19 protein-coding genes and 1 tRNA gene are annotated in these 23,105 nt (G+C 63.1%); 3 read left to right on the top strand and 17 right to left on the bottom strand.

Annotated features, from left to right (window positions below; all coding sequences use genetic code 11):
- Nucleotides 1–21: 21 nt before the first annotated feature.
- A complete protein-coding gene (locus tag J0I79_RS04570; protein ID WP_006203587.1) occupies nt 22–297 on the bottom strand; it encodes a DUF1153 domain-containing protein in 276 nt (91 codons plus the stop codon).
- Between the two features lie 291 nt (nt 298–588).
- Between J0I79_RS04570 and mnmA the strand changes: the two genes are divergently transcribed.
- Complete coding sequence (mnmA, locus tag J0I79_RS04565) at nt 589–1,779, top strand: tRNA 2-thiouridine(34) synthase MnmA (RefSeq protein ID WP_292855419.1); 1,191 nt, start codon at nt 589–591, stop codon at nt 1,777–1,779.
- A gap of 44 nt (nt 1,780–1,823) precedes the next feature.
- Here the strand turns inward: mnmA and J0I79_RS04560 are convergent, their stop codons facing one another.
- A complete protein-coding gene (locus J0I79_RS04560; protein WP_292855418.1) occupies nt 1,824–2,789 on the bottom strand; it encodes a Gfo/Idh/MocA family oxidoreductase in 966 nt (321 codons plus the stop codon).
- 241 nt (nt 2,790–3,030) lie between these two features.
- Between J0I79_RS04560 and J0I79_RS04555 the strand changes: the two genes are divergently transcribed.
- A tRNA-Met gene (locus tag J0I79_RS04555) sits at nt 3,031–3,107 on the top strand.
- A gap of 188 nt (nt 3,108–3,295) precedes the next feature.
- On the opposite strand, the gene J0I79_RS04550 is transcribed toward J0I79_RS04555, so the two are convergent.
- The 4 genes from J0I79_RS04550 to J0I79_RS04535 form a co-directional block, all read right to left on the bottom strand.
- Nucleotides 3,296–4,099: an ATP-binding cassette domain-containing protein gene (locus J0I79_RS04550; protein WP_292855417.1), complete on the bottom strand. Its 804-nt coding sequence runs from the start codon at nt 4,097–4,099 to the stop codon at nt 3,296–3,298.
- Nucleotides 4,099–5,085, bottom strand: a complete 987-nt coding sequence (locus tag J0I79_RS04545; RefSeq protein WP_292855416.1) for an ABC transporter permease — start codon at nt 5,083–5,085, stop codon at nt 4,099–4,101. The genes J0I79_RS04550 and J0I79_RS04545 overlap by 1 nt, the downstream gene beginning before the upstream one ends.
- Before the next feature lie 257 nt (nt 5,086–5,342).
- On the bottom strand, nt 5,343–6,359 hold the full coding sequence (locus J0I79_RS04540; protein WP_292855415.1) for a substrate-binding domain-containing protein: 1,017 nt from the start codon (nt 6,357–6,359) through the stop codon (nt 5,343–5,345).
- A 160-nt stretch (nt 6,360–6,519) separates the two neighbouring features.
- Nucleotides 6,520–8,115, bottom strand: a complete 1,596-nt coding sequence (locus J0I79_RS04535) for an FGGY-family carbohydrate kinase (RefSeq protein WP_292855414.1) — start codon at nt 8,113–8,115, stop codon at nt 6,520–6,522.
- 262 nt (nt 8,116–8,377) lie between these two features.
- On the opposite strand from J0I79_RS04535, the gene J0I79_RS04530 reads away from it, so the two are divergent.
- Nucleotides 8,378–9,583 carry an ROK family transcriptional regulator gene (locus J0I79_RS04530; RefSeq protein ID WP_292855413.1) on the top strand — a complete coding sequence of 402 codons (1,206 nt, stop codon included), beginning with the start codon at nt 8,378–8,380 and terminating at the stop codon, nt 9,581–9,583.
- An 8-nt stretch (nt 9,584–9,591) separates the two neighbouring features.
- Here J0I79_RS04530 and J0I79_RS04525 read toward each other — a convergent pair whose 3' ends face one another.
- From J0I79_RS04525 to J0I79_RS04475, 11 genes are all read right to left on the bottom strand, one after another.
- Nucleotides 9,592–10,380 carry an ATP-binding cassette domain-containing protein gene (locus J0I79_RS04525; RefSeq protein WP_292855412.1) on the bottom strand — a complete coding sequence of 263 codons (789 nt, stop codon included), beginning with the start codon at nt 10,378–10,380 and terminating at the stop codon, nt 9,592–9,594.
- Complete coding sequence (locus J0I79_RS04520) at nt 10,377–11,414, bottom strand: ABC transporter permease (protein ID WP_292855411.1); 1,038 nt, start codon at nt 11,412–11,414, stop codon at nt 10,377–10,379. The genes J0I79_RS04525 and J0I79_RS04520 overlap by 4 nt, the downstream gene beginning before the upstream one ends.
- A gap of 8 nt (nt 11,415–11,422) precedes the next feature.
- Complete coding sequence (locus J0I79_RS04515) at nt 11,423–12,412, bottom strand: sugar ABC transporter substrate-binding protein (RefSeq protein ID WP_292855410.1); 990 nt, start codon at nt 12,410–12,412, stop codon at nt 11,423–11,425.
- A 414-nt stretch (nt 12,413–12,826) separates the two neighbouring features.
- Entirely contained in the window at nt 12,827–14,434 is a 1,608-nt protein-coding gene (locus J0I79_RS04510; protein WP_292855409.1) for a GMC family oxidoreductase, read from the bottom strand.
- Complete coding sequence (locus tag J0I79_RS04505; protein ID WP_292855408.1) at nt 14,431–15,948, bottom strand: FGGY-family carbohydrate kinase; 1,518 nt, start codon at nt 15,946–15,948, stop codon at nt 14,431–14,433. Before J0I79_RS04505 ends, J0I79_RS04510 begins: the two co-directional genes overlap by 4 nt.
- On the bottom strand, nt 15,941–16,783 hold the full coding sequence (locus J0I79_RS04500) for an aldolase (RefSeq protein WP_292855407.1): 843 nt from the start codon (nt 16,781–16,783) through the stop codon (nt 15,941–15,943). Before J0I79_RS04500 ends, J0I79_RS04505 begins: the two co-directional genes overlap by 8 nt.
- Nucleotides 16,774–18,504: a glycerol-3-phosphate dehydrogenase/oxidase gene (locus J0I79_RS04495; protein ID WP_292855406.1), complete on the bottom strand. Its 1,731-nt coding sequence runs from the start codon at nt 18,502–18,504 to the stop codon at nt 16,774–16,776. The genes J0I79_RS04500 and J0I79_RS04495 overlap by 10 nt, the downstream gene beginning before the upstream one ends.
- Before the next feature lie 59 nt (nt 18,505–18,563).
- Nucleotides 18,564–19,559, bottom strand: a complete 996-nt coding sequence (locus tag J0I79_RS04490) for an aldo/keto reductase (protein ID WP_292855405.1) — start codon at nt 19,557–19,559, stop codon at nt 18,564–18,566.
- On the bottom strand, nt 19,549–20,529 hold the full coding sequence (locus J0I79_RS04485) for a sugar-binding transcriptional regulator (protein ID WP_292855404.1): 981 nt from the start codon (nt 20,527–20,529) through the stop codon (nt 19,549–19,551). The genes J0I79_RS04490 and J0I79_RS04485 overlap by 11 nt, the downstream gene beginning before the upstream one ends.
- Before the next feature lie 19 nt (nt 20,530–20,548).
- Nucleotides 20,549–21,472, bottom strand: a complete 924-nt coding sequence (locus tag J0I79_RS04480; protein ID WP_292855463.1) for an ABC transporter permease — start codon at nt 21,470–21,472, stop codon at nt 20,549–20,551.
- A gap of 86 nt (nt 21,473–21,558) precedes the next feature.
- Nucleotides 21,559–23,079 carry a sugar ABC transporter ATP-binding protein gene (locus tag J0I79_RS04475; RefSeq protein WP_292855403.1) on the bottom strand — a complete coding sequence of 507 codons (1,521 nt, stop codon included), beginning with the start codon at nt 23,077–23,079 and terminating at the stop codon, nt 21,559–21,561.
- Nucleotides 23,080–23,105 lie beyond the last annotated feature (26 nt).

Genomic DNA, 23,105 nt, shown 5'->3' with positions numbered 1-23,105 from the left:
TTTGATCATATTTCGGCCGGCCTAGTGCCGGTATTGCTGGATGCGCGTGGTGCGCAGCCCGGCCAGGCCATATTCGTCGATCGACGCCTGCCAGGACAGGAATTCCTCGGTGGTCAGCTTGTAGCGCTGGCAGGCCTCTTCCAGGCTCAAAAGTCCGCCGCGCACCGCTGCAACCACTTCCGCCTTGCGCCGGATGACCCAGCGACGCGTGTTCGTCGGCGGCAGATCGGCAATCGTAAGGGGGCTGCCGTCGGGCCCGATAACATACTTGACTCTAGGTCTAACCAGATCGGTCATCGTACTCTCTACAAAAAACTCAAAGACCCAATCCCGGCCACGTTACCGCCACAGCTTTAAAAATTGCCTAAGCAGACCCTAATGACTAGGTAAGGATCGTGAACGCCGCGTTAGTCTTTTCGCAGGCATTTGAATCATCAGGCCCGAAGCGCTGATTTAGCTGAAAGAAATACACGCGCTTGCGGGAATCCTGGGGCAATGAGGGAATGGCCCTGCAAGCTGGCGCCGCTGGAAAGCTTGACCTATATTCTCGACATTGGCATTTGAGATGCCGCGCAGAATGAAAGCATCATGAACAGCCTCGATCTTCCCGGACGTCCCGAAAACACCCGCATCGTCGTCGCCATGTCGGGCGGTGTGGATTCCTCCGTGGTCGCCGGCCTGTTGAAGCGCGAGGGCTACGATGTCGTCGGCGTCACCTTGCAGCTTTACGATCATGGCGCGGCGACGCACCGCGCCGGTTCATGCTGCGCCGGCCAGGACATCGACGATGCCCGCCGCGTCTCGGAGACGCTTGGCATTCCCCACTATGTGCTCGACTACGAGGAGCGTTTCCGCAAGGCGGTCATCGATCCTTTCGCCGAGAGCTATGTCGCCGGCGAGACGCCTATCCCCTGCGTCTCCTGCAACCAGACGGTGAAGTTCGCCGATCTTCTGGCCACCGCCAAGGAGCTTGGCGCGGACGCGCTCGCCACCGGCCATTATATCCGCTCCGGCGCCAACGGCGCCCATCGTGCGCTATACCGGCCGGTCGACGCCGACCGCGACCAGAGCTATTTCCTGTTCGCCACCACGCAGGCGCAGATCGATTATCTGCGCTTTCCCCTCGGCGGCCTGTCGAAGCCGCAGGTGCGCGCCATCGCCGAGGAGATGGGACTGACGGTCGCCGCCAAGCAGGACAGCCAGGACATCTGCTTCGTGCCGCAGGGCAAGTATTCCGACATTATCGCCAAGCTGAAGCCGAGCGCGGCCAATCCGGGCGACATCGTCCATATAGACGGGCGCGTGCTTGGCCGGCATGAAGGCATACTGCGCTACACGATCGGCCAGCGCCGCGGCATCGGCATCGCGTCGGGCGAGCCGCTTTATGTCGTCCATCTCGACGCCGAGCGGGCCCGCGTCGTCGTTGGCCCGCGCGAGGCGCTGGAGACGCACAAGATCTATCTGCGCAACATGAACTGGCTGGGGGACGGCGCGCTCGCCGATGTGCCCGCCGGCGGCATCGAGCTGTTCGCCAAGGTGCGCTCGACCAGGCCGCCGCGCCCGGCGGTGCTGCGCCACGAGGCAGGTGTCACGTCGGTGGAATTGGCTGATGGCGAGTCCGGCATCGCGCCCGGACAGGCCTGCGTGCTCTATTCCGACGACGGCAACGAGGCCCGCGTTTTCGGCGGCGGCTTCATCGAGCGCTCCGAGCGTGGCGCCGAGGCCGAAGCTATGCTCAGCCGGCTTGCCGCCCGGCCGGCGCAAATTCCAGCCGAATAGTCACTTCGCCCTCCGGCGAAAGCACGGACGGCCCCGTTGGGGATTCAGGATTTGGACTTGGTGTGGGCGACCGTGCCAGCCGTCAGGATGCGCAGCACCCTGATCGCTTCCTCGCCGCTGGTGCGCGGTTCTGCGCGCGTCTCGATGCACTGGATGAAATGCTCCAGCTCCCGCGTCAGCGGCATGCCCTGCGCGACCGCCACATAGGACGGCTCGTTCGTGGTGAAGGCCCATTGGCCACTGTCCTGCCAGACCGCGTGGCGGTAGACGGCAAGCTTGCGCTCCCACGGCTCCACATCGTCGAACACCGCCATCGCCTTGGTGCCAACCACGGTCAGCCGCCGCTCGCGGTAAGGATTGAGCCGCGACGTGAACAGATGGCTGCGCAACCCGTTGGGAAAACGCATGTGCAGGTGCGCGAAATCGCTGAGGTTGTCGAGCAGTGCTGCCCCCTCGCCGCGCACCTCGATCGGTTCGGTGCCGGTGATCGCCAGGATCATCGACAGGTCGTGCGGCGCCAAATCCCACAGCGCGTCGTTTTCGGTGTGGAATTTGCCGAGGCCGAGCCGGTGCGAGTGGATGTAGCGGACCTCACCCAGTTCACCCTTGTCGATCAGCCCTTTCAGCGTCTCGAAGGCCGGATGGAAGCGCAGGACATGGCCGACCATGAAGACGCGGCCATTGTCCTTGGCCGCCTGCACCGAGCGCTCCGCGTCCGGCACGGTCAGCGCGATCGGCTTTTCGACCAGCACGTCCTTGCCGCTCTCGACGGCGCGCACGGAAAGATCGGCATGGAACTGCGGCGGCAGGGCCATGACGATGGCATCGATATCATCGCGGGCAAAGAGCTGGTCGGGCTCGATCGCCAGGCAGTCCTGTTCGCTGGCAAAACCTTCGGCGCGGGCCTTGTTGGCGTCGGAAACGGCATGCAGCGCGCCAAGCGCCTTGAGGGTGCGGATGTGGTTTGAGCCCCAGTATCCGCAACCGAGGACTGCAATGCGCGGCTTCATCTGTTTCAAACTCTAAAAACTCGTGGTCGAGACATAGCGACGTGCCCCTTCGAACTCAACCCCGGCGGCTGCAACCAAATGCAGGCACGGCAAAGCTTTTTCGGGCAATGAGAATATGCGGCGATATGGAATGTTTCGAAGCTTGACAGGCTCGCCCTCCCAACCTTATATCCGCGCGACCTTGGCGAACGCTCCGAAATGCCTTTCGATTTGAGGCGGATTTCGGGCCTTTCGCCGCCCTGGCGGGGTAGCTCAGTTGGTTAGAGCACGGGAATCATAATCCTGGGGTCGGGGGTTCAAGTCCCTCTCCCGCTACCAAAATCCCGGCATCCATCGAAAAGCCTTGGGAAATGCTGTTTCCCGTGGCATCGTGGCGCTGCATTCCACAATGAAATCAATTCTTACGGCCGCAGGGTGGCAGGTCGCCTCCGCAAGCGGAAATCAAAACCCGCCTGCCTCCGGCATACGCTGATGCCACGGTAGGTCTCGATAGCCGACGCTTCGGCCTATGCCGGTCCTTCGACCTTCGCCGCGCCGGTCATGATGGCGACGACGTCGGCCATGGTATGGGTTTTGGGGCTGACCACGGCGGCACGCCGGCCGAGGCGCATGATGTGGATGCGGTCGGCGATCTCAAAGACGTTCGGCATGTTGTGGCTGATGAGGACGACCGGCAGTCCGCGCTGACGGATTGCCCGGATCAGGTCGAGAACCTGTCCCGTCTCGCGCACGCCGAGTGCGGCCGTCGGTTCGTCCATGATCGCAAGTTTCTTGGCGAACAATGCCGCCCTGGCGACCGCGACGCCCTGACGCTGGCCGCCCGACAGCGATTCGACCGCGGAGCTTATCGACGGCAGGCGGAATTTCAGCTCCGCCATGCTGCGCTCGGCTTCCGCGCGCATGCCCTTCTTGTCGAGCATGCGCAGGACATTGCCGAGAAAGCCTGGGCGGCGGCGTTCCCGGCCGAGGAACAGATTGCTGGAGATATCCAGCGCCGCCGCGACGGCGAGGTCCTGATAGACGGTCTCGATGCCGAGCTTGCGTGCCTCCAGCGGACCCTTGAAATGGACGGGGTGGCCGTCCAGCAGGATTTCACCGCTGTCGGGGATGAGTGCGCCGGTCAGCGCTTTGATCAGCGAACTCTTGCCGGCGCCATTGTCGCCGACCACCGCCAGGATTTCGCCGGAACGCAGTTCGAAATCGACACCGTCGAGAGCGGTGACATGGCCGTAGCGCTTGACCAGATTGCGCGCTTCGAGGATGACGCCGGTTGAGGCTGGCGCCTGCGTTGTCGGCTCGACAGGCGCCATCACCGCCTCCCTCTCGTCAACTGATCGAGCGCCACCGCCACGATCACCAGAATGCCGGTGATCAGATCCTGCCAGAGCGGATCGATGCCGGCGAGGGTCAACCCATTGCGCAGCACACCGACGATCAGCGCGCCTATCAGTGTACCCATCAGGCCGCCCCGACCGCCGAACAGGCTGGTGCCGCCGATGACGACGGCGGTGATGGAATCGAGATTGGCGGTCTGCAGCGCATTGGGGTCGGCATTGGGGATTCGGCCCAGTGCCAGCCACGCCGCGATCCCGTAGATGAAGGCCGCAAGGACGTAGACCGAGAGCAGAAGCCTGCCGACAGGTATGCCGACGAGACGGGCGGCTTCCGGGTTGTTGCCGACCGCGTAGACATGCCGTCCCCATTGGGTCTGGTTGAGCAGGAACCAGACCACTGCGTAGAGCAGGAGCATGATGATGACGCCATAGGTCACCACGAAACCGTGCAGGCGGATGGTGCTTCCCGTCCAGCCCAGAAAGTCGTCGTTGACCGCGAAGGCTCCGCCTGCCGAAATCAGCCTGAGCGCGGCGGTGATGATGCCCAAAATGCCAAGGGTGACGATGAAAGGCGGCAGGCGCAGGCCGCTGATCAGGCTTCCCGCGGCGACACCCGCCGCCGTGCAGGCAAGAACGGCGAGCGCCATGGCCAGGACCGGGTCATAGCCGCTGTTCGCCAGCTTCCCGGCCAGGATCGTGCCCAGCACGCATATCGCGCCGACCGCGAGATCGATGCCGGCGGTCAGGATGATCAAGGTCTGGCCGATGGCCAGGGTGCCGATGATCACGGTCTGCTGGAGAATGATCGACAGGTTCTGCGTGGCGAGAAAACGTGGATTGGTCAGCGAGAAGATCACGCAGAAAGCGAGCAGCACCAGCAGCGGCCCCACCGACGGCGTGCCGATGAGCCTCTTCGCGACCGTCGATATGCCGCCTGAAGAAAGTGCCGATGGCGAAGTCATAAGCGCCCCTCTGGAACAGTCGCCTCATTCCTGGCCTCTAGAGCATGATTTAGAGGCGGATTCAGATTTCAGGTCGATTCGACCTGAAATCATCCGGCTCTAGGGTCGGACCGGAAACGAACGGAACCATGCCGCGACGGAGGCCACCTTGTCGACAGCCTGTCCGGCATGGACCCGCCTGGAGAGTTCCAAGGCAATTCCGGGAAAAGCGTGAAATGGCTTTCCCACAGCAATTGCGTCAAAACTAAAGAGTTAAATCAATCACCCCAGCAGTTCTTGAGGCCCCATTCGGTGTCCTTGGAGTCTATCCCCGGGATCGGTTTGTCGGTGATCAGGAACGAGCCCGTATTGACGAACCCGCTCGGCTTCTTGCCGCTGGCCGCATATTCGACAACCGCGTCGACGCCCATGGCCGCCATCTTGTAGGGGAACTGCATGACGGTCGCCGCGATCTTGCCGGCCTTGACGTTGCGAACGCCGGCACAGCCGCCGTCGATCGACGTCAGCACGATATCGCCTTCCTTGCCAAAGGATTTGATCGCGGCGTAACCACCGGCCGCCGCCGGCTCATTGATGGTGTAGACCGCGTTGATGTCGCCGTTCTTGGAAAGCAGGTTTTCCATGCCGACCTGGCCCTTGTCCTGCGCGCCGTTGGTAATGGCCGAGCCGGCAATGGCCGGGTCGCCCTCGGCGAGCCCGAAGCCCTTCAGATACCCATTGTGGCGGAACGTATCGACCGTGCCGCCCGGCGTTCCATCGAGCATCGCCAGCACCGGCTTCTTGTCGCCGAGCGCCTTGCGCGCATAGGCGCCCTGCTGCACGCCGGCCTCGAAATTATCCGTGGCGAAGGTGGCGTCGACCGCATCGGCGGGATCGGTCGCCGTATCCAGCGCGATCACCAGCACGCCCGCATCGCGCGCCTTCTTGATGATGCCCAGCATGCCGGTCGAGTTGTTCGGCGTCACCAATATGCCCTTGGCGCCGGCGCTGATCAGATCCTCGATCGCGGTGACCTGGCCTTCATTGTCGCCGTCGAACTTGCCGGCGCGAGCGATCAGCTTGACGCCCTTGGCCTTGGCTTCCTCTTCGGCCGCCTGGCGCATTTTCACGAAGAACGGATTGACCTCCGTCTTGGTGACAAGACCGACAATCACTTCGTCGGCCGAGGCATGGCTGGTCACCGCAAAAGCGGCCCCAAAGACTACAAGGCCCGCAACGGCTGATCTGACGATGGTTCCGGGCCTGGCGCCGGTTGCGATACGCGAATTGGACATGAACTCCTCCCGAGTTGGTGAAAACCTTTCTCCTCAAAGGCTCACTGAGTTACGCATATCTTTTGCATATGGTCAAACATTATGTAGGCAATTATGTATGTTTTTATACATAATGCACTTGTCGAAGCCATTACCCTGAACGCGACGAAAAATCGTCCGCTCAGGCCACTGATCTCGCTTCCGCCTGATCGGGGGATGACGGCGCTGCCCTGTTCAGATCGTGCATGGCGGCGCGTACGGTCCGGCTGTCGCTGAGCGCCCGGTAATTCCTGTAGAGATCTCGGTAGACGGCAGCGCTTTCCGGGCGGGGCTGGCAGGGCGTGAAGATTCGCGCGCCGAACCGGGCCGTGCCTTGCGCGAAATCCCTCACCAGTTCGGCCGCGACCGCGCCATGAATCGCCGCGCCGACAGCCGTTGCATGAGCAATGCTTGGAACTTCGACGACACGTCCCAGCACGTCGGCCATGATCTGCACCAGCAACGGATTATTCTGGGCAAGCCCGCTGGTCAGGATGACGCGGTCGATGGCGAAATCCCCCGCCTCGAAGAGGTCCACCACCGTGCGGGCGCCGAAACACAGGGATTCGATCAGTGCGCGATAGATGTCGACGCCGGTGGTTTCGGTGGTGAGTCCGAGAAGCAGGCCGCTGAGGCTTGAATCCGCGAGCGGCACGCGGTTGCCGTTCCACCAGTCGAGCGCCACGAGATGGTTGGCGCCAGGCATGAGCCCGGCTGCCTCCCGGTTGTAGGCGCGGAAACTTTCCGCCTCGTCGGCGCCGCGCGGAAAAGCCTTCACGAACCAGGCAAGCATATCGCCGAACCCGGCCTGCCCAGCCTCGTAGCACCAGAGGTCCCGCACCGATCCATCCCTGGCCACGCCTTCGATGCCCAGCGGCAAAGGCCGGAACTGCTCGCTCAAGAACAGATAGACGGCCGAGGTGCCGAGCGCGCCGACGAGACAGCCCGACGACACGGCGCCGACCGCCGGCAGCACCACGTGGGAATCGATGACGGCGACGGCGACGATCGCACGGCCACTGATACCGGTGCGCGTGCGCCATCCCTCCGACAGGCCGCCGCCCGAACTGCCGATGCGGTGCGGCGCCGACAGCCTTTCGGACAGGCCGGGAACGATCCCCTGCGGGTAACCTTCGGCCTCGGAATACTGAGCCTTGTAAGCCGCGAAACCCAGACTGCGCACTTCGCGGCCCGTCAATTGCCAGACAAGCCAGTCGCCGGACTCGATGAAGCGGCCAGCCGCGCTCCAGATATGCGGTGCCTCGTGCGCGATCTCGGCTGCCTTCGGCAACAGCCATTCGCCTGACAGCTTGCCGCCGAAATTGCGCAGAAAGTCCCCGCCCCGACGGTTGATCGCATCCGCATAAGGTTGCGCGGCGCGATGCTTCCATAGCTTGACATAGGCATGCGGCTCACCGGGATAGAATTCGGAAAGCGGGGTGCCGTCGGTCGTGGTCGGCATCGGCGAGCTTGCCGAGAAGCCCAGCCCGATCGACTCGATGACCCGCCCGCGCCCGAGCACGCCGAGGATCTCTTCCGCCGCCTCGAGATAGTCGGCGGCGTTCTGCAAGGCCCATGATCGCGGCAAGGGCGTGCCGTCAGGCAGGCTTTGCGTCATGACGTCATGGCGATAGGCATGCATGTGGCTGGCGATCTGTTCGCCGGTTGCCGCATCAAGCAGGACGCCGCGGGCCGACCCGGTGCCATAGTCCAGTCCGATGACATAGGTTGCGATCATCTCGCCTGCCGCCTTCCCAAGCCCTTTGCGCTGACCGAACGTGCGATTCCGTCGATCAGGCGTAGGAGAGAGATTTCACACACGCAGCCGGTTCACGCATGCTCGCACGTCCTCCTGGACATTACCCTCTTATCTATCGATATATCTATAAGTCAATGTATTATTGCATATATTTATACAAAAGATATCACGCTTTCCCGTGAACGCTGCTTTATCTCGCCTGGGTTTATGGCTAAATCTCAGAGCGAACTGGGGACACGGAATGCCCAAGACAAATGCCATGGCGGAACGCCCCGCCCTTGTAAACAGCGGTGAGATCCTCTCGTTGATTGCGACCGGCGCCGCCACGTCCAGGTCGGCGCTGCTCGAAGCGTCGGGACTGTCGCGTGTGACCGTTACCCAACGGCTGAATGCGCTGATCGATTCCGGCCTGGTCCGCGAGACGGCGCGCACGATGCCGAGCGGCGGCAGGCCGACGCGCGTGCTGGGGATCAACGAACGGGCGGGGTTCTTTCTCGTTGCCAATATTGGCGAAACCTACATCCATCTTGCGGCCATGGATCTCGAGCCCGCGATCGTTTCGCAAAGCACGATCCCGTTCAATGCCTCGGACGGACCGGCGGCCTCGCTCGCGCAGATCGCCGACGGTTTCGACATCCTTGCCGCCGAGGCTCAGGCCAGCCACGGCTCCCTTTTCGGCGTCAGTCTCAGCATGCCTACGCCGGTCGATTTCAAGCACGGCCGCGTCGTCGGTCCCTCGGTGCTGCACGGTTGGGACGAGTTCGATATTATCGGCTGGCTGGGCAGCCGTTTCGATGCGCCGATCTATGTCGAAAACGACGTGAACCTGATGGCGATCCACGAGCACCGTCAGAATTTCCGGCATGTCGACGACATGTTCTTCATCAAGGCGGGAACGGGTATCGGTAGCGGCATTGTCGCCGGAGGCAAGATCTTTCGGGGTGCTCAGGGCGCGGCCGGCGATATCGGCCATATCCAGTTCAGTTCCGACAACGCGCCCTTGTGCCGTTGCGGCAAGCTTGGCTGCGTGGAAGCGCGCGCCGGCGGGTGGGCGATCGCCCGCGATCTCTCGAGCCGGGGCTTCAAGGCCGAGAACGCCCGCGATGTCATTTCGTTGGTTGAAATGCAGAAGCCGGAAGCGCTGATGCTGCTGCGCAGCGCCGGCCGGGTGATCGGCGAAGTCGCCTCCGACGTCGTCAGCATCCTCAACCCCAGCCTGATCGTGGTCGGCGGCACACTGGCCAGGGGCGGCGAGTTTCTGTTGTCGGGCATCCGCGAACTCGTCTACCAGCGCTGCCTTCCGCTCGCCACGCGCGAGTTGCAGATCGTGCTTGCCAACCCGCAGAAGGACAGCGCCCTTTTCGGCGCCGCCTATCTGGCGCTGGAGGACATCTTCAGCCTCGAAAAAGTGGAGGATTTGATCGATAGGCGGACCAGCGACCGATAGGCTCTGGCCTAGGTGACGCCCATGATCATGGCGACAAGGTCCTTCTGGACGCCTTGGCGCACGTCCATCTCGCCGACGCTCCGGCCTTGCCGCATGACGACGGCGCGATCCGCCACGCGCACGACGTGGTCCATATTGTGGCTGACGATGATGACCGACAGGCCACGCTCCGGCAGGCGTCTGACCATCGTCAATATCTCGTCGGATTCGCGCACGCCAAGTGCTGCCGTCGGTTCATCCAGAATGACGACCCGGCGGGCAAACGCCACGGCGCGCGCGACCGCCACGGCCTGGCGCTGACCGCCCGACATCAGGCCGATCTCGTGGGAGGGTGAGACGTGGCTGACGCTCAGCGCACTCGCATGTTCCCGCCACTGCCTCTGCTCTTGCCGTGCGGAGAGAAAGCCCAACGGACCGAGCCAGCGTGGCCACGTCTGCTCGCGCCCGATCAGGAAATTGTCGGAAACGGTCAGATTGTCGAAAACGGCAAGGTCCTGAAATACGGTCTCGATGCCCGACGCCCGCGCGTCGGCGGGCGATCGCAGCCGCAGCGGACGACCATCAAGCTCGATGGCACCGGAATCCAGCGTCACGATGCCGGTGATCGCCTTGATGAGGGTCGACTTGCCCGCGCCATTGTCGCCGAGCAAGGCGACGATCTCGCCTTCGCAAAGGTCGAGCGACGCCCCGGCCAGCGCGGTCACAAACCCATAGGCCTTGCGCGCTTCGCGGACCGAGAGAACCAGGCGTTTGTCCGAGATGCCGTTTGAAATCCGTTCCGGCGAGGCGGCGCTCATTGGTTGACCTGCCTCGCCCGCAGCGTGCGAATGCGGTTTTCGATGTGTTTGCGCAAGACATCGAGTTCGAGCGCCACAAGGATGCCGATGCCGATCGCCACCGACGACCAGAATGGCGAAACGTCGAGCTGCTGCAGGCCGCTGCGGATGGTGGCGATAATAAGCGCGCCGAACAGCACGTTGGTGATGCTGCCGCGACCGCCAAAGAGACTTGCTCCACCGACAACCACCGCCGTGATGGCATCAAGCTCGTAGCCGACACCGGAAAGCGGCGAAGCCGATCCCGTGCGGCCATGATAGAGCATGCCGGCAATGCCGGCCGTCGTTCCACAGATGGCATAGGCGCTCATAATGAGCCTGTCGCGCGGCAGGCCGACCCATTGCGCGACATCCGGATTGCCGCCCACCGCGTAGAGCCAGCGGCCCCATTGCGTACGCCGTAACAGCAGCCAGAACAGACCGGCAAGGATCAGCACCATCAACGCGCCGGCGGGTATGCCGAGCACCTTGCCGTTCGCCAGCCAATGCACGGCGGGCGAGACGCCGACCAGCGTGTTGCCGCCGCTGATCAGCAGGACTACGCCGGCAACGATGCCGAGCATGGCCACGGTGACAACGAGAGGCTGCGGAATGCCGCCCTTGACGATGAGCAAGCCGTTGATCAGGCCGACGACGAGGCCGACAAGCGGATAGATGACCAGGGCAATCGAGCTGGGCTGGTCGACGCCGGTCAGGGTAGCCACCGTTACGACGCTGAGCGCAATGACGCTGCCGACCGAGACATCGACGCCGCGAACCAGAATGACGAGGAATTGCCCGAGGCCCAGGGCGCAGACGATCGCGCTCTGGGCAAGCAGGTTCTGAAGATTGCGCACCGATATGAAATGCGGGGCTAGCAGGCCGAACGCCACGACCAGGGTCACCAGAATAATGATCGGCCCGGCCTGCAGGAGCAGCAACACGATCGAGAGCGCATCGCGGCGTCCCGTCGCCGTGCCGGACGACTTCCCCGCAATGTCGACATCGGCTCCCATCGGTCGCGCTATTTCACGACGTCGTCGACATTGCCGGCCACCACGTCGGAGACCATCTTCAGCATGCCGCCGGCATTCTGAGACGTCTGGACGGGTTGCGCCGGCACTACCACGAGCTTTTCGACGCTCTTGCCGCGCACCAGCTCGGCGGTCGTGTCGGTCGCGGTTCTGGCTATCACCTCGAACGGATAAGGCACCGTGAATTTCCAGTTCTTGTTGCCGGCGGCGATCGCCTTCAGCGCGTATTCCTGGCCGCCCACGGAACCGACAATGGCATTGGATCCGGCGGCCTCCAGCGCCTGCAGCGTTCCCTGCGCCGAAACGTCGAAGATGTCGTAGATGCCGACCAGATTGGGATGCGCGTTCAGCATGCCCTCGGCGATCGTTCTCGATTTCTCGGGATCGCAACGGGCGTCGCCCTCGGCGACGATGTTGAACTTCGTGTCCTTCACGGCATCTTTGAACGCATTGATGAACGCATCGGTGTCCGCCAGGCCGGCAATACAGCGGATGACGCCGATCTCGCCTCCCGCGGGGATCTGCCTGGTAAATTCCTGCACAACCGCCTTCTCTGCCCCGACCGGATCGTAGTTCACCTGAGCGGTCAGGTCATCGATCGGCGGGGGCGCACCGTCGAAGGACAGCACCTTGATGCCTTGCTTGGTCGCGTCATTGAGCGCACTGACCAGTTCCTTGGAGGTGGCGCCCGTGTTGACGGCGATGACCTTGTAGCCCTCGGCGGGCGCATTGACGATTTCCTGGATGAAGAAGTTGACGTCGCCACGCGACGTCCCCGATTTGACGTCGATCTGAACGTCTTCGATCTTTCCCGCGCGGCCCTTGGCGACATTGTACTGCCGCACATAGGCCTGGTCGCCAAGGTACGAAAACAGCATCAGCCCCTTGGGCTTCTCACCGGCAAAAGCGCCAAAGGCGATGCAGCAGCTCGCCGCAAGCAAGGTCGCAGCGGAGGCGTGCAAAAGTAGCTTCGATTTCATTTTGTCTCCTCCCAGAGTGTCGAGGCTACTTCCCGATAGCCTCTCGCAACGCTACACCGCCTTCGCATATATGTCTATATTCATCACAATTATAAGGCAATTTTGTTTATTTATAAACATAAGTGAGGGCGCGACAGGCTGGGATTTCCGAACGATGACGTCGCGAGGACCATCTCTTCAAAAGCGCTTGGGCTCCAGATCTTGAGTTGACGCAAATAGCTCGGAAGCGGCGCCTCGCCCGAAAATCCTCCATGATTTCAAAGCTCCAGGCCACGTCCATTGTTGCGTCAGCGAACGTGTCGCTGACGCTTGATGGTACTATGGCGAAAAGGTCTTGATCGTGCCGGCGGCGGACGGATGATTTTGAAGCAACTCAAACCGGCAGGCGTTCGTCGCGTGCCTGCCGCCTGGGAACTAGGCCGCGAGGACCAGTTGCGCCGCCCTTTCGGCTATCATGACGGCAGGCGCGTGCGTGTTGCCGGATATGATGGTCGGCATGACCGAGCAATCGGCGACGCGCAGACCTTCGATGCCCCTGACCCTCAGTTCAGGGTCGACCACGGCGGTGTCGTCGGTTCCCATCCTGGCCGTGCCAACCGGATGAAAGATGGTCGTGGCGATATCGCCCGCGGCGCGGGCGAGGTCGTCGGGCGTCTGGATATGCACGCCCGGTTTGAACTCCTCCGGCTTGAACTCAGCCATCCGCCTCGTCGCCATCAGCCGGCGCGCGGCGACAATGGAACTGGCCGCGACTTCGCGGTCGCCATCGGTCGAGAGATAATTCGGCGCGATGGCCGGGTGATCGCCGAAGCGCGGCGAGGCGATGCGCACTGTCCCGCGCGACTGCGGCCTCAGATTGCAGACGGAGACCGTGATGGCCGGAAAATCGTGCAGCGGCTGCCCGAATGCTTCCAGCGACAGCGGCTGGACATGGAATTCGACATTCGCGGTCTCGAAACGCGGATCGGACTTCATGAAGATGCCGAGCTGGCTTGGCGCCATCGACATCGGACCCGAGCGCTTGAAGGCGTATTCCAGCGCGATGCGCGCCTTGCCCGACAGCAATGCCTGCCGCTCGTTCAACGTCCGTGCGCCGGTGATCTTGAACGCGGTGCGTATCTGGAGATGGTCCTGCAGGTTCTCGCCGACGCCGGCCAGATTATGCAGGACGTCGATGCCATGCCGCTGCAACAGCGATCCCGGGCCGATGCCGGAGAGCTGCAGGATCTGGGGCGTGCCTATCGCGCCGGCCGACAGGATGAGTTCATCCGCCACCGAGACCTTTGTCGGCGCACCCTTGTGGCGGAACTCCAGGCCCGTCGCCCTGCGGCCCGTCAGCACAACGCGCTCTGCCTGCGCCCCGGTCAGGATGACGAGATTCCTGCGATGGCGGATCGGACGGATGAAGGCGCGAACCGCGTTGAAGCGGAAGCCGGCCTTCTGGTTCACCTCGAAATAGGACGATCCGAAATTGTCGCCGGTGTTGAAGTCGTCGACCTTCGGCACGCCGAGCTCCTCGGCGGCCTCGCGCACGGCGTCGAGGATCGGCCATGAGAGCCGCTGGCGTTCGACGCGCAGCTCGCCGCCCTGGCCGTGGAAGAGGCCGTTCAGCCGCTGGTGGTCCTCCGATTTCCGGAACAGCGGCAGCACGTCATCCCAACCCCAGCCGGGATTGCCGAGCTGGCGCCAGTGGTCGTAGTCGGCGGCCTGGCCACGCATGTAGATCATGCCGTTTATCGAGGAGCAGCCACCCATCACCTTGCCGCGCGGATAGGCGAGCGAGCGGCCGTTCAACCCCGGCTCCTCATCCGTGCGGTAACACCAGTCGGTGCGCGGATTGCCCATGCAGTAGAGATAGCCAACCGGAATGTGGATCCAGTGGTAATTATCAGACCCGCCGGCCTCCAGCAGCAGCACGCGTTTGGCCGGATCGGCGCTCAGACGGTTGGCCAGCACGCAGCCGGAAGAACCCGCGCCAACGATCACATAGTCGAACGTTCCGATGTCAGCGCGCTGGCTCATGCCTGCTTCGGCCCCGATATCAGATCGTTCCACAGCGGACGCATGGCATCGGCCATGGCGCCGTAGAGGCGATAGCGCCTGTCGTAATGCGCGGTCATTGCCGGGTCCGGCTGATAGACGGAGCGCGGCCGCGTCATCGCGGCAATGCCGGCCTCATAGTCGGCAAACAATCCCGCCGCGACACCGGCCCCGATCGCGGCGCCAAGCGCCCCGGTCTCGCGCGCCTCGGGCACGGTGATCGGCACGCCGAGGCCATCGGCGAACATTTGCGGCCAGTGCGGACTGCGCGATCCGCCGCCCGACAAGACAGCGCGGTCGAAGCTCACGCCGGCCTTTGCCAGAACCTCGATATGCCGCCGATGTTCGAACATGACACCCTCGAAAAGCGCGCGCAGCAGATGGCCTTCCCTGTGCCATCCGCCGACGCCATAGAAGCCGCCACGATAATCCGAACCGAGGCGCGAGCCATAGAGAAACGGATGGAAGATCGGATCGTCGGCCGCCGGCGGCACATCGGCAATCCGCGCGTTGCAGTGTCCGAAAGGGTCGTCATGGTGATGACCGCGCTCGACAAGCTCACGCACATACCATTCGAGGTTTGCCGCCGAGGTGGCGCTGGATTCGATGTTGACGAAGCGGCCGGGTCCGAACCGCGCCACCATGAAGACGCCGGCATCAACCCCCGCCGTCCGCGAAAACACCTGGTTGATGGACCACGTTCCGGCGATGATGGACGCCTCGCCTGCCCCGACAACACCGGCGCCCATGGCGCTCGACACCACGTCGAAATAGCCGGCGATCACCGGCGTACCGGCCGCGAGACCTGTCTGCGCCGCGGCTTCGGCCGTTACAAACCCCGCGACATCAGCCGGATCGAGCAGGCGCGGCAGTTTCGCCCTGGCATCCTCGAGCCCATAGAGCGCCAGAAGTTCGTCATCGTAAGCCGCCTCGGGCATTCGCACGAAGCCGGCCCCGGACATATCGGAAATGTCGCTCACCCGCTCTCCGGTCAGCCGGAAGGTGATGAAGTCCTTGCACAACATGACGGTGGCCGCGCCGGCATAGAGCCCTGGCTGATCGGCCTTCACCCAGGCAAGCAGGGTTGGCGTCTGCGATGGCCAGGGCTTCTGCAGGCAGATCGCGTGCAGCGCATCGCCTGTCCTGGCGTCGAGCGACGCCGCGAGCTCGGCAGCGCGCGTATCGAGTGACTGGATACCCAGCAGCGGATTGCCGGCCGTGTCGACAAGGTAGAGGCCGTTGCCATGGCCGGCGCATCCGACGGCCGCGATCGCCGATGCATCAATCCCGGCCGTCGAAATGCAGGTGCGGATCGCCTCGCGCGCATTGGCCCACAGCTCGTTCAGATCGCGCTCGACATGACCGGGCCGCGGCGTATGCGACCGGCCGTCGATCGCATGCATGGCGATCTGCCGGCCGGCGAGGTCGAACAGGACCGCCTTGATGACTGTGTTGCCGGCGTCGAGGCCGAGCAGATAGCGCTGTCGATCAGCCACGATTGTAGATGTCCCATGCTTCGTCGCCGCTGGCCTCATTGTGGATCAGGGCCATCAAGGCGCCAACCACCGCCTTCGGGTTAGAGTGCTGGTAGATGTTGCGGCCATAGACCAGCCCCCTGACGCCGGTTTTCAACAGCGCTGCCGACTTGTTCAGGACCACCTTCAGATCCTCCTTGCCGCCGCCGCGAACCAGCACCGGCACCCTGGCCGCCTCGACGACCTTGTGGAAATCTTCCGCATGCTCCGTCGGGTCGGCCTTGATGATGTCGGCGCCCATCTCCGATGCCAGCCGCACCAGCGTGATGATCTTCTCGGCGTCGCCATCGACCTGATAGCCGCCTCGCACATCGTTGGGCAGCATGACAAGCGGCTCGATCATCAACGGCATGCCATAGCGATGGCAGGCAGCGCGCACGCGGCTGATATTCTCGACGCATTGGCGGAAAAGCTCGGGCTCATCGGGCAGCATGAACAGGTTGACCACCACGCATGCGGCATCCATTTCGAGCGCGCCGATGATCGGTTCGTCGGCATTCTGCAGCATGGACCACATCACGCGATGGCGCTGGGAATTGTAGGGATTGCCCATGTCGATGCGCATGACAAGCGCCGGCTTGTCCTTCTCCGGACGCGCCTGCAGCAGATCCGCCTGCCCATAGGCCATCTGGATCGCGTCCGGCCTGGCGCGGATCAGGGCATCGACGACATCAGGCATGTTTTCCAGACCCGCCAGAAAGCTCGGCTCGTTGCAGACGCCGTGATCGAGAGCCACGTCCAGGCATTTGCCGTTCGTGAACATGCGGTTCATGCGGGCCTTGGTGCTCAAGCGCATGCGGTACTCCTGTCCTGTGTGCGTTGGTCGAGCGTCTCGCCTGAGACGCCGTGATAGGTTTCGAGGTCTCCGATAAACCTCTGCACTTCCTCGCGCCGGCGATTTGCGTTCCAGCGCTGATCGTGCCCGAGAATTGTGGCGACCCGCTCGATCAGTTCTCTCGAAAGCTGCCCCCTGATCGCCAGCGACGTGCGCCGTTGCAGCAGGTCCGACAGGCCGACAACGAATTCGCCCGAGATCAGGTAGACGATCTCGGCTCCGGTGATTTCGGTCCGCTCGTCGAGCCTGACGTCGTCGGCCCGACCGTGGCAAAATGCCATCACCGCGACGGCATTGGCACCATATGCCGCGATAAGATGATCGGCGCGTGATCGGTCGATGCCGTACTCCTTGATCAGGGCTTCGACCGTATCCGCCCCGTCGCCGATGAAACCGGCGCCGCCACCGATTGCCAGCGCCAGGGTTGAAGTCAGCCGTGGCTTGCCGAGTTCGCCGAGCACGGCGTCGGCTGTCTGCTCGGCGAAAGCGCGGAAGGTCGTCCACTTGCCGCCGATCATGCAGAATTGCGGAACGTCGCCTTCGAGCCGGTGCACGAAATGCCCCCGCGAGATGCGCCCGGTGAAGGCATGATCGCTCTTCGGCAGGGGCCGGATGCCGCTATAGCTGTATACGACCTGCGAGGCGTTGACGTCGATCTCGGGGAAGACCAGGCGCAGCGAACCCAGGATATAGTCCAGTTCCTCGGGTTCGCAGCGAACGCGGTCGACCTGGCTGACACGGATATCGGTCGATCCGGCCAGCACCTTGCCCAGATACGGGAAGACGATGCACACCCGGCCGTCCTGGTTCTCGTAGAAAATCATGTGACCATTGAGCGCGCGATAGAGCGGTTCGCAGTCGAGGATCAGGTGAGATCCCTTGGTGCCTTCGACAAGGCGGCCATCGGCGGGAGCGCCAATGCCCAGCTGCGCGAGGGATTGATCGACCCATGCGCCGGTGGCATTGACCAGCACTTTCGCCGTGACATCCAGTTCGATGTCGGCGACGCCATCGGTAACGATCAATCCCGCCCCTTCCCGGGACAGTTGCGCATAGTTTAACGCGACGCTTTGCGGGGCGAGGCGCGCGGTATCGAGGAGCAGCTCGATGCCGAGCCTTTCCGGGTGGCTTATCCATGCATCGTAATAGGTGGCCGAATAGCGCAGCTTCGGATCCAGACCGGGCCATTGGGCAAAGGTCCGCCGCGCGCCGCGAAACACATGGCGAGGCAGGACGCGGCGGTGACGAGTGGTCCAGTCGTAGAGGGCAAGACCGGCCTTTACCGCAAGGGCTCCGCGGTTCGACGGCGTTTCGGACAATCCCAGGAAATTCGCGGCTCCGTTCAGCAGGCCGGAGAATGTCGAGCGGATGGGGATCGTCGTCGGCAACGGCTTCACCATATGCGGTGCGTTGGCCAACAGGGCGTCGCGCTCCGCCAGGGATTCCCGCACCAGGTCGAACTCGCCGTTTTCGAGATAGCGCAACCCGCCATGGATCATGCGCGACGGCGCCGCGCTGCAGCCCGAGCAGAAATCGTTGCGTTCGACCAGCAGCACGCGCAGGCCCTGCAGGGCCAGCTCGCGGAACACGCCGATGCCGTTGATGCCTCCGCCAAGAACAATGACGTCGAATGCACCGTCGAGGCGGATTTTCCTGAGATTTTCGTCTCTTTGTTCGGGCATGGCTTCGCCGTTGACCACCTGAGGCGTGGCCGATCTTTCTTCGGATTGTGCGTTTAGTGTCAGGCGTCGAGATCAGTCAGATTCTGTTTCGCCGCCTCGCTGATGCGTTTGATCTCTTCGTCTGAAAGCCGGATACGCCCGGCCCTGGCGTTTTCCTTCGCCTGTTGCGGGTTGCGCGCGCCGCACAGCGAGAAGGTGATCCCCGGTTGCTGCAGCGTCCAGGCAATCACGATCTGGGCCTCGGTGGCGTCATGCGAATGCGCGATCGGGCCTATCTCTCCCATCAGCCGGGCGACCTTTTCGCGATTGGATTTGGAGAAGCGCGGATTGTCCTTGCGCTGGTCGTCTCCGGAGAACACCCGGTCGGGGCCGACCTTGCCAGACAGAAGTCCTAGCCCCAGCGACGAATAGCTCAGGATCGAGACGCCATTGTCGATGCAATAGGGCGCCAATTCGGCCTCAATGTCGCGCGCCACCATGCTGTATTCCTGCTGGATCGCGTCGAGCTGGCCCGCGGCAAGGTAGGCCTTGACGTCGGCCGGAACCACATTGCTGGCGCCGATCGACCGGATCTTGCCCTGCGCCTTGAGACGCTCCAGCGCCTCCATTGTTTCGGCGACAGGTGTCGTCGGATCCTGCCAGTGCGTGATGTAGTGGTCGATATAGTCCGTGCCGAGCCGCTTCAGGCTCTGCTCCACTTCATAGGCGACGGAGTCGCGCCCGAGATAGCGATGCACCGGCTTGCCATCGTAATCGAAAAAGAAGTTGCCCCTGATCGTGTGCCAGACAAGTCCCAGCTTTGTCGCGAGAACCACCTTGTCGCGCCGGCCCTTGATGGCCTTGCCGACGATCTCTTCCGACAGGCCCTGGCCATAGGCCGGCGCGGTGTCGATCAACGACACGCCCTCGTCGATGGAAGCGCGGATAGCGTCGATCGACTGGCTCTCGTCGGTTCCACCCCACATCCACCCGCCGATCGCCCAGGTGCCAAGTCCGACCGCGGACGCTTCGATGCCGGATCGGCCGATCTTCCGTGTCAAGGTTTCAAGCGACATCTCGAATGCTCCCGGTATTGCCCAATACGGCGTGGGCCGTGTCCTCGTCGACGACGAGTGATTTCAGATAGCCGCCGTTCAGCGCGGCGCGGATCGGCTGTACCTTTTCGACGCCGGAGGCGACGCCCATGACCATGCGGCAACGCGAGAGGTCAGCTGGGTCCAGGGCAACCAGACGCGAATTCGGCGGATAGTCGGCGATCGTCCCGTCTTCCCGGATAAGGTGGGCCAGGAACTCGCCGACAGCGCCGCTCCTGGCCAGGATTTCACGGTCCGGACCCGAGGTTGGCAGCAGGTCGAAGTAGCTCGACCCCGGCGTCTGGATCGAGCCGATGCCGACCAGCGCGATGGCAGCCTTGCGGGCAAGGTCGAAAACCTCACGCACCGACGCCATGTCCATCAAGAGGTCGCGCTGCGTGGAGCTTTCGGCAAAGAGCGGCGCGTGCAGAAGCAGCGTCGAGCCGCCGAGCCGCTCGGCCAGCCGCGTCGCGAGATGATTGACATCGGTGTAGAACTTGCCCTGAACCCCGCCGGTCAGCGGAACCACCGTCACGTCGAACGCACGCTCGGCTTCGATGTTCTCGACGACGGCGCTGACCGCCTTGCCTCCGGTAATGGCAATGACGTCGCCGTCGCGCAGAGTTTCGAGCAGCTGGTTCGCCGCGGCGCGGCCGACCTGCTGCAGCGTGCTGTCGGGACTGCCGATCACCGTCGGCGTCACCAGCGCGCTCTGCAGCCCTGAGAACGCGACGAGCTTCTGCTCGATCTCCACCAGCAACTGGAACGGGCTTTCGATGGCGATCTTCAGCATGCCGAGCTTGCGCCCCTGCGCGATCAACCGGTTCACCTTGGACGGCGACAGGTTGAGCGCGGCGGCGATGTCGTTCTGCTTCATGCCGTCTATGAAATGCAGCACCAGCACGGTGTGGATCTGCCGGATGGTCGAGAACTCTTCTTTGCCGTCAGCCATGGTTTTGTCCGATCCCCCGTCAGCCGCGACGCTTGTTCAGATAGTGGTCGATCGTCACCGCGGTCAGCAGGATCGAGCCGCGGATAATGTCCTGCCAGTAGATGGAAACGTCCAGCAGGGCGAGCGAACTGGACACCACGGAAAGCAGGATTGTCCCCAGGATCGCCCCCAGAATTGTGCCCGAACCGCCCTTGAGGCTTGCGCCGCCGATGACCGCGGCGGCAATCACGTTCAGTTCCATGCCGACGCCGAAGGTCGGCTGCGCCGAGCCGAACCGCGCCATGTAGATGATGCCCGCGACCCCGCTCAGCGCAGCGCAGAGCGTGGTGGTGAGGAAGATCACCTTGCTCGTGCGGATGCCGGAATAGGCCGCCGCCTTTTCGTTGCTGCCGGTGTAGAACACCTTGCGAAAGATCGTCGTGCGCCGAAGCATGAAGTCGAAGACCACGACGAACAGGACGAAAATGACGATCACCACCGGGATCGGTCCGATCGAACCCTGTCCGATGAACTTGAACTCCAGCGGCAACGTGTAGAGGCCGAGCGGACGCCCGCCAGTGCCCAGCAGGCAAAGTCCGCGCGCGATGACCATCACCGCCAGCGACACGATGAAATGATGCAGGCCGACCCGGGTGACGAAAAAACCCATGATCGCACCGATCGCCGTACACGCCGCGATGGCGATCAGCGACGCCGTCCAGGGGTCCAGCCCGTTGAGGAAGAGCCAGCCGGCGATCACCATCGCCAGCGCGGTGACCGAGCCGACCGAAAGGTCTATGCCGCCCGAGATCAGCAGGATTGTCATGCCGACGACGACAATGCCTTCGACCGCGAAGGCCATCGCCATCGCCCGCATGTTGTCCCAGGTGAGGAAGTAGGGCGACGCGAAGGACATCACGATGAACAGCACCGCGATGATCAGGATAAGGCCGGTCTCGCGCATCCTGAACAGACGGCCAAGCGCGTTGCCGGCTGAGCCCGCCTCACCATCCACGGAGTTGGTTGTCGTTGCCATGGTTCCCTCGACACTCATGCCGCGCGCGGCCGTTCGTCCGCGATCGATGCCAGGTACATGATGTTCTCCTCCGTCATGTCGTCGCCGGCGACCTCGCCTGTTATCCGCCCCTCGCGCACAACCAGCACGCGGTCGCACACGCCGATCAGTTCAGGCAGTTCCGATGAGATGATAACCACGCCGACGCCGCTGCGGGCGAGATCGCGGACGATCCGGTGAATCTCGGCCTTCGCGCCCACATCGACGCCTCGGGTCGGCTCATCCAGAAAGATCACTTTCGGCGCCACCGACAGCATCTTGGCGATCGCCACTTTCTGCTGATTGCCGCCCGAGAGCGTGGAGACCGCATCGTTGACATGGCCGCACTTGAGCGCCAGGCGGCGGCCCAGTTCCTGTGCCTGCCTTGTTTCGCGGCCAGCGTTGATCAGCCCCGCGCGAGAAGCGACCCGTTCGACCGCGAGCGCTGAAATGTTCGAGGCGATCGACATGTCGAGGAACAGGCCCTCGCCCTTGCGGTCCTCGGAGAGATAGACCAGGCCGGCGTCGATGCTGTCGCCATAATGCGCCAGCGAAAGCGGCTTGCCGTGCAAGGCGACCGTGCCGGTCACGTCGCCTTCGAGACGGCAGATGCCCTTGACGATTTCACTGCGCCCCGCGCCGATCAATCCTCCGAGGCCGAGGATCTCGCCCTTCTTCAATTTAAAGGAGACGTCGCGGAAGCGCGCGGCTTCGCAGAGGTTGGAAACGTCGAGGATGATCTCATCCGACTTCTCGTCCGCGCGCTGCTTTTCCGGATAGAGCTTGTCGATGACGCGCCCGACCATCGCCGCGACCACCTGTTCGGGCGTCGTATCGCTGATGTCGTGCGTGGTGATGTAGCGGCCGTCGCGCAAGACCGTGACGCGGTCGCAATTGTCGAAGATCTCGGCCATGCGATGCGAGATGTAGATGATGGCGATGCCCTGGCCCGCCAGCCGGTGGATGATCTCGAACAGGATCTTGGCTTCGCGCTCGGTCAGCGCGGCGGTTGGTTCGTCGAAGATCAGGATGCGGCAATCGAGCGTCAGCGCCTTGGCGATCTCGACCAGCTGCTGCTGGGAAATGGAAAGCGTGCGCACCAGGGCGGAAGCATCGATGTCGCCGAGTTGCCGAAGGATGGCCGAGGCGCGTTTCCTCAGGTCCGCGTAATTCATCAGCAGGGCTTTGCTGGTGTTGGTCACGCCCATGAAGATGTTCTCGGCGACCGAGACATCAGGGCAGAGCGCGATCTCCTGATGCACGAAGCCGATGCCGAGCTTTTGCGCCTCGGTCGGCGACGCGATGGTGACCGCTTTCCCGTCGATGACGATGTCGCCGCTGTCGGGACGCAGGATGCCGTCAATGACCTTCATCAGGGTCGATTTGCCGGCGCCGTTCTCGCCGGCGATCGCGTGGATTTCGCCCCGGCGCAGTTCCAGATCGACACCCTGCAGCGCCTGGACCGGTCCGAACGACTTGCTGAGGTTCGATATCTTGAGGATGACAGGGTGATCCATTGCATTCACGACAGCGTTGGAAGGAA

The sequence above is a fragment of the Mesorhizobium sp. genome (assembly GCF_017306585.1).
Lineage (GTDB): Bacteria > Pseudomonadota > Alphaproteobacteria > Rhizobiales > Rhizobiaceae > Mesorhizobium.
Note: the sequence above shows the minus strand (reverse complement) of the source record. Positions and strands in the feature narration are given on the sequence as shown.